This window comes from Bacteroidota bacterium (assembly GCA_018692315.1).
Classification (GTDB): domain Bacteria; phylum Bacteroidota; class Bacteroidia; order Bacteroidales; family JABHKC01; genus JABHKC01.
The window spans coordinates 1-12258 of record JABHKC010000144.1; the positions used below are offsets into that span (position 1 = coordinate 1).

Sequence of the window (12258 nt, forward strand, 5' to 3'; positions counted from 1 at the left end):
ATAATTTGGATTAAACTCAGCCATTATTAGAGATATTTCAGTTATACCATCCGAATTCAAATCCGAAAAAAATATATTTCCAGTGCCACAAATTTTCCCTTCAAAATTCCATTGGTTAATAACAGCATCTTGTTTAAAAACTGAAAGAGATATCCCATCAAAAGAATTATGTAGTAATAAGATTTTTTCGCTTGTTCCATCTTTATCCAAATCATAGTAGAATATTTCTTCATCGGTTTGATATGCTGTTGAGCTAAGCAACTCAGTTTTATATTTAGAAAATTGAGATGGAATAAAATAAACTACTGGGATTAGTAGAAACAAGCTTAGTAGAAATGGGCTTGTCAGGATTATCGTTATTTTATTTATCCTAATCACTTATTTGCAATTATATCACATTTAATTAATAACATTTCAGTAAAAAAATCAATCATCAATTTGGTATTAGTTCTACCTTTGATTTGTTCAAGCTATTTTGTCAAATATACAACTTCGCTTTCAAATTGCAATTATTTTTAACAATTAATTGAAAAAAGATTGCATTCATCGTAAATAGGTTTGCAAAGCATTGCTTTTACCATAATTCACATTAATTAAAATTTTGTTTTCATACTTTTATAGACAAATTTATAAAAAATAAATTAAAAAAAGCGAAGTTCGGAAACTTCGCTTATCATAGGTACTGCTATTTTTTTTAAAGGCTTCTTTTGCTACTCCATCCCATCCAACCAAATTTTCAGATTTGAAACCTTATCTCGCGAAACAATAATTTCTTTTTCAAACTCCTGTAAAAGTTTTATTTTAAGACGACTTTTAGAAAAAACCAATACATCGCTAATAGAATTAATATTTATTACAAAACTGCGGTTTACCCTAAAAAACATGGCAGGGTCAAGAATTTCTTCTAAATCTTCCAAAATATAATCTACAATATATCTTTTTTTACCCTTTGTAATTAAATATACAATTCTACCCTCGGCATGAAACATAGAAATATCCTCGACTTTTACGCTCCTAATGTGTTCACCAATTTTAATTAAGAACCTGTTTTTAAAATTCTTCTGAAACTGCGACAATGCCAAACCAAGTTCCTCAAATTGCAGCCTTTGTTTTACCGGTGTTAGATTTTCGCGCATGCTTTTCAATTTTTCCAAACTCGAATACAAACTTTCGTAAGTTATGGGTTTCAACAAATAATCAATGCTGTTCAGCTTAAAAGCCTCGATTGCATATTCGTTGTAGGCAGTAACAAAAATAGCAGGAGTATTTATATTTATTTTTCTAAATATTTCGAAACACAAACCATCAGCCAAATGAATATCCAAAAAAAGTAGCTCGGGCTTAATTTTTGAATTTTTAAACCATTCAATAGTTTTCTGAACTGTTGAAATTTTGGCAAGAACCTCTATATCAGGATTGTATTTTTGCAGCAACATCTCAAGTTTTTCTGCTGCCGGTTTTTCATCTTCTATTATCAATACTTTCATTATCAATTATTTAATATTGAATTATCAAAGCTAAACTATTTTCAAATGTCAATATTATTAAAAATATTCTAAAATTTAATCCATCTTTAATAAAGGAATTTTTATTGTACATCCTTTTTCATTTTCATAAATATCCATTTGATTTTCAGTGTAATATGAATATGCTTTTTGAATATTTTGAAGTAAATTTTCTTTTTCCTTTTGTCCTATTAGTCGCTCACTTTTTACATAATTTAGTTGTAAAAACTCTCCTATAATTTCGCAATCAATTGTTAATGACTGATTTATAGAAACAATATTTTGGAAAACCGCTTTTCTAATAAAATATTGAACAGTGCATGGAATTATTCCAAAACTTAAATAATTGTTTCCAACATTCTTATTGAAAATTATGTTATTCGCAAAATTTGAGTTTAGAACAAAAAGCAAATTGTTAGAATTCTCCAATTCCGTTTTTATACTAACCAATTCAGCATGTTTATTATCAAGCGTATAACGATAAACTTTAGATAGATTATCAATTAAATCATCAGCCGATTTTGTGTTTTGTTTCATTAAGGAAATTAGAGTTTCGAGACTTCTATACAGAAATTCAGGAATAACCTGATTTATAAAAGATTGAAGTTGATATTCAATATTTTCTCTTTCGGTATTTTCTTTTTGCAGGACAACTTTATTTTGTTCGTATAAAAATATAATGCTGAAATACAGCATATTATACAAAATACTACTTATTAGAAATATTATATTGAAAGTAATTAATTCAGTTCTAAACGAGCTAAATCCAATTATATAGTAAAAATAAAGTGAAATAATTAAGGAAACTATGGTTAAAGATAAAATTGAATTTAAAATAAATTGAATTATTATTCTAAAATTCAAGCTTTTATCTACTGGTAAAATCTTGTCAAGAATAATAATTACAAGTCGATTCGATTCTAAAACCAGAAATGTTAACACAATATTTAGCAAAACTTCCTGACTAAAAAAATTGTCAGACAATTGCTCTAAAGAATCAAAAATCAGCAAAATAAGAATATAAACCAATGTTCCGTAAAGTGGAGCAGCTACTATCCGAAAAACAATATTGTGTATGAAAAATTTATATTTCAATGGTTTTGTATTATATAATTTCTAAATTTTCAAATTATTATTGGAAGCCTTACTGTAAAATTTTCATCTTTTTGAACAAATATTTTCCTATTTGTGAAATAATTATAGCGTTTCTTAATATTTTCGAGTCCAATTTTGAAATTATTTTTTTCTGGTTTTTTCATCAAATTGTTCTCAACTTCCACATAATTTGGTTTCCCAATAAAATTATTAATAACTACAAGATAATCATTTTTGTCTAAATATATTTCAATTTTTAAAGGCATTTCTTCAGAGATAACATTATGTTTTACAGAATTTTCTATCAACATTTGCAAACTCAAAGGTGGAATTTTCGAATTCATAATATTTTCGGGCAAGTTGATATTCATTTCCAGCGAATTCTCATATCTGACCTTCAATAAAAAAGCATATGCTTTACTTACTTCCAGTTCTTCGCTGAGGGAAACCAATTTTCTTTCATTTACACTCAAAATGTACTGATATGTTTGCGAAAAACGTCTGACAAATTTTTCAGCAAGTTCTATATCGCGATAAATTAGCGAAGAAATTGTATTTAAGGAGTTAAACAAATAGTGCGGATTCAATTGACTTTTTAAAGCATCGAATTGCAATTTGAGCTGTTCGCTTGCAAGTTTAACATTTTCTACTTGTATTGAAGCATATTTGCTATACGAATAGTTCATAAAATCGACAATTGTGAAAATAAAAACTAAAACGAAAGTAATAATATTCAGTTTAATAAAAGTATCAGAATGATCTTCGTAGAAAACTGATACAGAAGAATGTGAAACAAAAAATTTCGCATAAGCAAATAGCAAAATTGCAATTATCAAGATTGCGATTAAATTGAAAAAAACAAACTCAATAAAAAACCTAATTGCAAGATTTGTTTTCCAAAAAACTTTCTTGTTCAAGACATTGACAAAATGAAAAAATGTAATACCAATCGAATTAGAAATTATTAAACTATACAATATTTCCTCGAATTGTACGAATACTAAAGGAAATTCCGATGTCTCACAAAAATTTAGGTAAGCAAAAACAAAGAACCCTAAAAAAACACTTATTATTTGATTGTACCAGATTTTTTGCATATAATTTATTGAAAAAAGTATCGTAAACCTGCATCTAAGATTTCCATATATTCATCTAAATTTATAATTCTACCATAAAACAACCTCAAAAGTAATTAGTTTTCTATACATTCCATAACTCTTCTGTATTCAGAATTTGATGATAATGATTTTGCGACCTCCAAATATTTTGCTTTTACTTTTGCTGTTTTCATAGCCTCCCTTGGGCAAATTTTCAACAATACCGAACCTATTTCTATGTTAGATGCAATTTTTTTTGTACTTTCAAGAGTTCTGATAATCATATCCTCTGTTAGATTACTTTTATCAAGAAATTCGCGTAAAACTCGTCCATGTTCGGTATTGCTACTAATGCTGCTTACACCAAGGAAAAATGCGTTCAACAAATCTCTATCATTTGGAAGTTGGCTGATAGAACTTCTTAGGACTAAGCTTAATTCTGTGTCGGAACTTAACCGTTTTGCAGCAAAATAAAAATCTTTGAATGCAGCCTTGTTCATTTCGTGCGTCCTTAAAGTATAGCGCAAAACACTACCTTCTTCAGTATTACTTGTCATTGTATTGACAGTTGCAAAATACGCAATTCTGATTTCATCATCATTAAAATCAATTTTTTTGATTTGGCGTAAGATTGATCCAATTTCGGTATTTGAAGTTAGTTTTTTTACGGTTCGTAACAATTCAGCCATAGTTATATTATTCATATCTTCCTCTCTAAGCAATTCTTTCAAGACACTTCCGGCTTCGGTATTGCTGGTCATAGTATTCACTACTTCAAAATATGTTGTAACTATGTCAGTATTATTGAAATTTACTTTTCTAAGATTTCTCATTAAAGAGCCAATCTCCGTATTCGAAGTAATTCGTCTGATGCACCTCAACATTGCAATCATTGCTTTATCGTTAATATCTTGATTTTTGACAAGGTGTCGAATTGTACTTCCCGCTTCGGTGGAACTTGAGAGTTTATTTAAACTATTAAAATAAGCTTCAATAACATCATTATCGGTAAAATCAATATCTTTCTTTATTGATCTTAAAATTGAGCCTCTTTCGGTATTCGAACTAAGTTTTGAAACACAGTTAAAGTAAGTGCAAGTCAAAGTATTATTTTGCATAAAATTGTCCTGATATTTTCTGTAAAGAGTTGCCCTATCGGTATTTGATGCTATAAGTATAGTGATTTTTTCACAAACCAATTCTGTTTCATGTGTATTTAAAGTGATATTATCGAGAGTTGCTTCAAAATAGCGTTTCATGACACTACTTCTGCTTATTTCTTTTATTTCGGAAATTACTCCATTAATTCCGTGTTTTGCATAGATTCTCTTTACTCGTCCATCAGAATCAATTCCTGAAGTTCTAATTACATCAAGCAAAACATCGGCAAGCCATCTTTTTCCATCAGGTTCGAATGGAATTTCTTTTCTACCTTCACGATATTCATAACTTAAGTTTCCATTACTATCGCTTTCAATATCTATTGATCGTTTGTTGCCGAAAGTTTTCTGACTAAATCGTAGATAGCCATTTGGCGATATGCTTACAATTTCTGTATCCTCATCAGAAACAGTGATTTTTCCTTTAGATTTTACTTCTATAGTTGTTCCGGTATCGTATGAACGAGTTTTAATACAACACTTTGTTTCATAAGCAATTGAGCTATCAATATTTGAGAAATCGGCATGTTTTATTGCATAAGTGTATCTTCCATAAGAATTGCTTGAAAAAATAACACCTACAAGTGAAACTATTAAAAACACAAAAAACATTCTACTAACAAATCTTTTATTTTCCATTACTATACAATTTTATATTTAACATGATGCAAAAATCTACATTAATATAAATGTCGGAAAATTTAAATGAGTGAAATGCATATTTTTTGTCATGAGTTGTTGAAAGAATGTATCAAAAAAATACTCTGATTTGTTATTCCAATTAGATTATAAGTTGAAATTAATCTAAAATGTTTAGCTAATTTTATAATAACATATTTATTCTTTGAATATGTAGCATGTTTTTGTATTTACTTTTCTGTACCAAAAACCAAATTCTTTAGTCACATTCATTATTATAAAATTTTATATTGAGGGGACTTCTAAAAATACAAACTTCTGCCTTGTATCTAAATTTTTATATGCTCATCTACAGAAATAAACTCCGCTATTAAAATTTCTTTTGCCATGAATGTTGCTATTATTGAAGGTCCCCTTGAATTATTGCAAAAGCTCAAAACTTTTTCAAGAATCAATCCTGTCAGATACAAATTTAATGAAAGAATTAAATCTGTTAAATATTTCACCATTAAAGTTATCTTCAGATAGCCTTGTTTTCATGACTGTTTCAGCATCTTCTTTTTTATCTTCCGGCAAAACTAATGATACAGGAAAAGCCTCGCAATGCATGCAATTTCCATTTAGCAATTCATTAACTTCTTTAAATACAAGTGCATGACCGAATTTTTTATCTTTCATTTCAAAACTACTACCACAACAACTTACAAAAATCAATTCTTTCATTGATAGTTTATATTTTTTTACAAATCCTTTCAAAGGCGCAATAAACTTTCCCATCCAAATTGGCCCACATAAAATAATCAAATCGTATTCAGACAAATTCTTCTTGAGCTTTTTAATTCCAAAACTTAGTCCCAATAACAAGAAAAAATGAACATTCAATCTTGGTTTTAATTCCTCAATTTCACAATTTAAGCTTTCGGTAATTTTTTTTGCTAAAAACCGATTACTTCCATTATTTGAATAATAGATTACTATGGCCTTTTTCATATTAAATTTCAAGTTCACTATCAAATTAAACAACTCTAAAACTTACCAAATTTAAGAGAAATTCCGTATGTGAAACCATGTAAAAGATCAGTTTCAAATTCATATTTTTGGCTATCGAAATTATCTAATCTAACATTCGATGTATATCTGTATTTTACGCCAAGCGAAAGTCGCATGAATGATACCAGATTCATCTCAATTTCCATACCCGGTTCAATTACTACAAAAGCGTCGGCATCGTCAACATACCAGTTTTCTGAAGTTTCATACAACCATTTTTCCGTATCGGTATATGCTATCCCTCCTACTCCAATTACAATTGGAAATGCAATATGAACAGGAAACTTTGGCAAAATTATTGGCTCAATCAACAAACCACCATATCCGCCGGAAAGCACATAACGAGTATCGTTTTGCATGTTGTAATCTAATTCATTAGCAAAACCAAAACCTGCAAGACCAATTCCTATTCCATGGTTTAAAATCCAAGCACCTTGTGCACCAACCAAAATTGCATCTTTGTTTGCAATTTGAGAATAGGAAACAGTGATGCCACCATATCCGCCATTTTGGTAATTATTGTTACCAAAAACTGTGCTAACTTCATTGTCTTGAGCCATTAGAAAGGATGAACTCAAAATAAGGCAAATTGCCAAACTCGTTTTTAAAATCTTTGTTTTCATTACTTTAAATTTATTTACTGATTAATATTATTTTCTTTTGATACTTTTCGTAAAATTTCTTTTTTTCATAAAACATAGAATAATAGCTAAATGAAAAGACATTATCAATGATATAAAAAACATCTATCATTTTTTCTAAAGATATATAATTTGTTAAAGTGTGTATTTCACGCCAAGTGCAAAATCCCAAAAATTTACCCTAAAAAAATGCTCGCCGAAGACTTCGACAAATGGCTTAAAATCTAAGGTTACTGCAAGCGGAAAAGTATAAACCCTATATTCAAGCCCGAACATTGCATCAACTCCAACCACAGGCCTAAATCTATTTGTAACTTCGGTGTAATTCGAGCTTATATTGAAGTAAGCTCTTTCTTTATTGGTAAATCCAACATGTGCACCAAGTCCGGAATAAATATAGAGATTATCTTTTCCTTTCCATAAATATGGACGATAGGTTTGAATTATAGCTGTGGCTTGCATCCCATTGTCTCTAAAACTTAAATTTGCTTGTAAAGCTTTTATGTCGTCTTTGAACAACTGAAAAGAAAAACCCGAAGAAACCCCTCCTCTAACGCCATACGATTTTACATAATCTTGTGCCGAAAGCTGATGGACAAACAAAAGTGTAAAAATAATTAATTTGATTTTCATAATTTCTAATATTTATAAACTGATCCTGAACCTAAAATTGAAGTATTGATAATTAGTGGATTACCGATATAATAAACCGAACCACTTCCAAATATTTGAACATCTAACATTTCGCTGACATTAACATAGATATTGCCTGAACCGGAAATTGTAGAGAAACATATTTCCTGAAAAAGATCGTAAGAATAGATAGAACCTGAACCGGTAATTTTAAACTCTGTTTCATGAGCATTTCCATTTAAATAAATATTGCCAGAACCACTAATTTTTGCATCAATTGTTTCTACTGTAGTTGTGGCACTGATATTACCTGAACCGGAAATTTCTAATTCAACATAATTAGTAAAAATATCATCGGAATTTATAGAGCCAGAACCACAAATTTCTAATTTTGAGAGTTGTGGCGTTTTCACGAAAACTTTTATTGGCATATGTTGATCAATACAACGGTCGTTACGGGTTTTTATCACCAAATTGTTTCCCTGAACCTCTGTAGATATATAATACAAAAGGTTCGATTCTGCTTCTACTATCACTTGCGGTATTGTGTCAAAGCTCACAAAAACTACGAAATTTCCTTTACTTACAACACCATTAAACAAAGAAATTTCTCTTGTTTCAGATGAATATTCTCCATTACCATCTACACATAGCTTATTTCTGAAACAACTGCTAAGGATAATAATTGCTCCAAGAATTAATAAATATTTACTTTTTTTCATTGGTTTGGGTTTATTTGATTAATAGATTTTTATTTTTTTTGCCCACTGATTTCGCTGATTTTCGCTGATTAAATCTGTGAATCTGTGGCTATTTTTGTATTTTGAAATTTTCAGTTTTGTTGAATTAGTAAAAAACCCGAGTTCTGTTTAATAATAATTTTAGATTTTGCCTGATCCTTTTCGGTAATATTCCCTTTAATAAGAAAATCTTCATCCTCCCTGCCTCGTATTCTAACTTTCTCAAAACTATCGAAAGCATGGGGTAATCGAAAAGTTGTTTTTTCATTGAAATAATATTCAAAATAGCAATCTATATTTTTTGGAATTGTCAGTGTAATATCTGTATAACTCGCATTCAGTTCGAACATATCAAAAAGGGAATTTGAATTTTCAATAGTCAAATCGCCATAGCTTGTGTTGAGAAATACATTTTCGTTAAATATATCGAAATTCAGATAAGAAAAATATGCCTTCCCATGAATGCTATTTGCATTTCCTATATAATACTTATCCCTTTTTGAATTAATCTCAATTTTATTAATTTTATCAATACTTACGGTTGAAGACTTGCTCAAAATTTTCAAATTTGTTGCTGTTTTGGTTCTGAAATCCGAATAGCTAAGTTCAATTTTTCCTTCATTAATACGATTTAATTTGCAATTTCCGAACTTCAAATTTATTGTAGCTGCTTTATCCAGATTGTGTGCTTTTATATCGCCATTCGACAATTCAACATCAAGGTTTCCATTGAAATCGCTGAAATAGATATTTCCAAATTTATTGTTTATTTTCAGGTCATTATCTGACGGAATGTACAAGGTGTAATCAATTTGTACACTTGTATTGTATTTCAAAAGAATATTTGCAAAGTCGGAAACATCTTCCCAAAAAGAGTTTTTTTCTGCTTGAAAAACTGTTTCTGCAATCACAAAGTATTTTGTGTCGGTAAACTTAAATTCAATAAAATCGAAGGTTCCATCCAAGCGACTTTGTTTGTTAGACACAACTTTCATATTAATTTCAAATTTCACAGAATCCTTATCCCAGGTAATCATATGAATATTCCCGTATTTGTTTATAAGCTGTACTTCCATATCGTCATACACCTTGAATGATTTACTAATAAATCGCTTTTTTTCAAAACTTTGGCTTTGCAAAACAGTAGGCAAAATGAATATTAACGCCAAAATCAATCTTACTATATTAAATTTCATTATCGTAGGGTTTATTTTTTTTGTTTTTCGACTTATTTAATTGCTCTAAAATTTCGGTTAGAATTTCCAATTTTATTCTATAGTTCTGAATCATTGCTTGTAAAACTTCTTCGTTTGCCGCATTGTCTTTTAGGTCGTGTTTCAATTCCTTAAAAATATTATCAAGTTCCAAAAATTCGGTTTCGATGTCGGTGCGTATTTCGGGCTTATCCGAACTTAGTTGAAAAACATTTGAACTTAAAGTACTTATTTTTGATGAATAATATGCTTCTGCATCAAGCAGCAACTTAATATTTTCCGATTTTTCAAATTCAAGCTCAGTATTTTCCGAAGATAAAATTGTTTGTTGTTGATTGTTAAATATCATTGAATTTACAAAATATGATGCTATAAAAATTGCAATTGTAGCAGCAATTCTAAGACCAATTCTCTTCAGGTTCAACTTTTTTGGTGCAGATATTTGGCTTTGAATACCTGTCCATATTTTCGGATTTGCCTCGTATTCGTCGAAGGCTTCAATATTCTCAAATACAAATTCCTCTAATTTGTCATTTTTCATATCAAACATTTTTTAAAATTTCCTTAATTTTATTTTTTGCTCTCATATATTGCGATTTCGAGTTAGAAACACTTATATTCAGTATTTCAGAAATCTCCACATGATCGTATCCCTCAATTAGATACAATGAAAAAATCATGCGACTACCGCTTGGCAAAAATTGCATGGCATTCTTTACATTACTTACTGTTAGTTTTCGCTCATATCTTGAATCATCTTCATCTTTCTGATTTTCAAAAACTTGCATATCATCAAAAAATTCAAATACCGTCTTTTTTCGTTTTATCTCATTAATACATCTATTTATTACTATCCTTTTAGCCCATGTGCCAAAAGTTGATTCAGACCTAAAAGTTCCCAGTTTGCGAAAAATATCAACAAAAGCCTCTTGCAGCATATCTTCCGCATCTTCGCGAGCACCCATAATTCGGCAACATGTATTGAACATGGCGCGGGAAAACAAACTATACAATTCGAACTGTGCCTTACTATCCCCTTTTCTACTTCTCTCAATGAGTTTTATATGTAATTCAGCCTGCACTATTTTATAAAATTTACTCTATCCATAACTATTGACAAAATCATTTTTGATGGGTTGCAATTTATTACTATTTATTTTTTCAGAAAAAACAAATGTGATAAATACTAATAAATACTATTAATTCTGAAGGAATATTTAGATTTTAGGAGATTTAGGAGAAACGATTATTGCTTTGTTTTTCACAAAAATACTATACTTTTGCTTGATGTTGATACTGTAGAAGTGAATTTAGTTTTATGAAAAAGATTTTGGCAATTGATGATAATACAGACAATCTGGAGCTTATTAAGACCATTCTTAAAAGAGATATTCCAAACTGCAATGTGTTTACAAGCAAATTGGGTGAAGAAGGAATAGTGATTGCCAAAAAGGAAATACCTGATACAATTTTGCTTGATATTCATATGCCTGAAATGGATGGTTTTGTTGTTTGTGAAATTCTCAAAAATAATGAAACTACTAAATCAATTCCGATATTATTGGTATCTGGCTTAGGACATGAAACTAATAATAGGATAAAAGGGCTAAATTATGGTGCTGATGCATTTATCTCTAAACCGTTTGATAAAGCTGAACTCGTAGCATTAGTCAATGTGATGCTTCGAATTAAACAAGCTGAAGACTTATTAAAAAAGAGAAATGAGAATCTGGAGATATTCATCAAAAAGCAAACAAAGGAATTTAATGAAAACGAAGAACGATTTTTGCAAATTTCTGAATATGCCCTCGAATTTTTTTGGGAAATTGATGCCTACGGAGTGTTTACATATATAAGTCCTGTTGCAGAAAGAATTTTAGGATATAAAATCGATGAAATAATTGGAACGAGAACCTTATTCGATTTCCCTTTTCAAAAGAACAATAAAAATGCAAAGGAAGAGCTTATTAAATTTTTTGAAAGTAGATCAAATTATAATGAACAGGAAGTCATAGGAATTCAAAAGAATGATAAAAAGATTTGGCTTAAGATTAATGGATTTCCAATATTTAATGAAAAATCAGAGTTTGTTGGATACAGAGGTGTAACTCATGACATAACTCGCCACAAACAATCTGAAGAAGATTTACGAAAAAGTATGGCTGAAATAAAAACATACCAAAAACAACTAAAAAATTTAAATTCGGAACTAATATATACTGAAGATAAAGAACGTAGAAGAATTGCAGAATACATACATGATAGTATTGGTCAAACACTTTCTATAGCTTATATCAACTTATCCTCCTTGTTAAGAAAAGATATTGCACCTGATGTAAATAAAACTAAAGTTTCCTTAATTTTTCAATTCAAAACTTCTCTACGCTACAATTAACAAAGCATAACGAATTTTCAGAAGTGGAAGTTACCTTTTTATAAAAAGGAGTCTCAATAATTGTATATTTACTTGACTAAAAATAAAAC

The 12258-nt window shown here is 29.5% G+C and carries 13 protein-coding genes; 1 reads left to right on the forward strand and 12 read right to left on the reverse strand.

The genetic code is table 11. The annotated features are described in order from the left end of the window. The 12 genes from HN894_10500 to HN894_10555 all read right to left on the reverse strand — a co-directional run. The coding region (locus HN894_10500; protein MBT7143759.1) for a hypothetical protein at positions 1 to 378 on the reverse strand (378 nt) is incomplete at its 3' end. A 332-nt stretch (positions 379 to 710) separates the two neighbouring features. Continuing rightward, positions 711 to 1487: a response regulator transcription factor gene (locus HN894_10505; GenBank protein ID MBT7143760.1), complete on the reverse strand. Its 777-nt coding sequence runs from the start codon at positions 1485 to 1487 to the stop codon at positions 711 to 713. Positions 1488 to 1562: 75 nt separating this feature from the next. Then, positions 1563 to 2600: a histidine kinase gene (locus tag HN894_10510; protein MBT7143761.1), complete on the reverse strand. Its 1038-nt coding sequence runs from the start codon at positions 2598 to 2600 to the stop codon at positions 1563 to 1565. A gap of 29 nt (positions 2601 to 2629) precedes the next feature. Further along, a complete protein-coding gene (locus tag HN894_10515) occupies positions 2630 to 3517 on the reverse strand; it encodes a histidine kinase (GenBank protein ID MBT7143762.1) in 888 nt (295 codons plus the stop codon). Between the two features lie 275 nt (positions 3518 to 3792). Further along, positions 3793 to 5496 (reverse strand): hypothetical protein, encoded by a 1704-nt coding sequence (locus tag HN894_10520; GenBank protein ID MBT7143763.1) that lies wholly within the window; start codon positions 5494 to 5496, stop codon positions 3793 to 3795. 444 nt (positions 5497 to 5940) lie between these two features. Beyond that, positions 5941 to 6486 (reverse strand): hypothetical protein, encoded by a 546-nt coding sequence (locus HN894_10525; GenBank protein MBT7143764.1) that lies wholly within the window; start codon positions 6484 to 6486, stop codon positions 5941 to 5943. 35 nt (positions 6487 to 6521) lie between these two features. Continuing rightward, complete coding sequence (locus HN894_10530) at positions 6522 to 7169, reverse strand: hypothetical protein (protein ID MBT7143765.1); 648 nt, start codon at positions 7167 to 7169, stop codon at positions 6522 to 6524. 153 nt (positions 7170 to 7322) lie between these two features. Beyond that, entirely contained in the window at positions 7323 to 7820 is a 498-nt protein-coding gene (locus HN894_10535; protein MBT7143766.1) for a hypothetical protein, read from the reverse strand. 5 nt (positions 7821 to 7825) lie between these two features. Then, positions 7826 to 8542, reverse strand: coding sequence for a DUF2807 domain-containing protein (locus HN894_10540; GenBank protein ID MBT7143767.1), 717 nt, complete (start codon positions 8540 to 8542; stop codon positions 7826 to 7828). Between the two features lie 110 nt (positions 8543 to 8652). Continuing rightward, positions 8653 to 9756 (reverse strand): hypothetical protein, encoded by a 1104-nt coding sequence (locus tag HN894_10545; protein MBT7143768.1) that lies wholly within the window; start codon positions 9754 to 9756, stop codon positions 8653 to 8655. Further along, complete coding sequence (locus tag HN894_10550) at positions 9746 to 10315, reverse strand: hypothetical protein (GenBank protein MBT7143769.1); 570 nt, start codon at positions 10313 to 10315, stop codon at positions 9746 to 9748. Before HN894_10550 ends, HN894_10545 begins: the two co-directional genes overlap by 11 nt. Position 10316: 1 nt before the next feature. Next, positions 10317 to 10763: a sigma-70 family RNA polymerase sigma factor gene (locus HN894_10555; GenBank protein MBT7143770.1), complete on the reverse strand. Its 447-nt coding sequence runs from the start codon at positions 10761 to 10763 to the stop codon at positions 10317 to 10319. A gap of 329 nt (positions 10764 to 11092) precedes the next feature. Between HN894_10555 and HN894_10560 the strand changes: the two genes are divergently transcribed. Beyond that, positions 11093 to 12169 carry a response regulator gene (locus tag HN894_10560; protein ID MBT7143771.1) on the forward strand — a complete coding sequence of 359 codons (1077 nt, stop codon included), beginning with the start codon at positions 11093 to 11095 and terminating at the stop codon, positions 12167 to 12169. Positions 12170 to 12258 lie beyond the last annotated feature (89 nt).

Excerpts from the sequence above, each read along its gene's own strand:
- HN894_10505 (MBT7143760.1), bottom strand. The coding sequence starts at position 1,487 with ATGAAAGTATTGATAATAGAAGATGAAAAACCGGCAGCAGAAAAACTT.
- HN894_10520 (MBT7143763.1), bottom strand. The coding sequence starts at position 5,496 with ATGGAAAATAAAAGATTTGTTAGTAGAATGTTTTTTGTGTTTTTAATA.
- HN894_10525 (MBT7143764.1), bottom strand. The coding sequence starts at position 6,486 with ATGAAAAAGGCCATAGTAATCTATTATTCAAATAATGGAAGTAATCGG.
- HN894_10530 (MBT7143765.1), bottom strand. The coding sequence starts at position 7,169 with ATGAAAACAAAGATTTTAAAAACGAGTTTGGCAATTTGCCTTATTTTG.
- HN894_10535 (MBT7143766.1), bottom strand. The coding sequence starts at position 7,820 with ATGAAAATCAAATTAATTATTTTTACACTTTTGTTTGTCCATCAGCTT.
- HN894_10540 (MBT7143767.1), bottom strand. The coding sequence starts at position 8,542 with ATGAAAAAAAGTAAATATTTATTAATTCTTGGAGCAATTATTATCCTT.
- HN894_10545 (MBT7143768.1), bottom strand. The coding sequence starts at position 9,756 with ATGAAATTTAATATAGTAAGATTGATTTTGGCGTTAATATTCATTTTG.
- HN894_10550 (MBT7143769.1), bottom strand. The coding sequence starts at position 10,315 with ATGAAAAATGACAAATTAGAGGAATTTGTATTTGAGAATATTGAAGCC.
- HN894_10555 (MBT7143770.1), bottom strand. The coding sequence starts at position 10,763 with ATGTTCAATACATGTTGCCGAATTATGGGTGCTCGCGAAGATGCGGAA.
- HN894_10560 (MBT7143771.1), top strand. The coding sequence starts at position 11,093 with ATGAAAAAGATTTTGGCAATTGATGATAATACAGACAATCTGGAGCTT.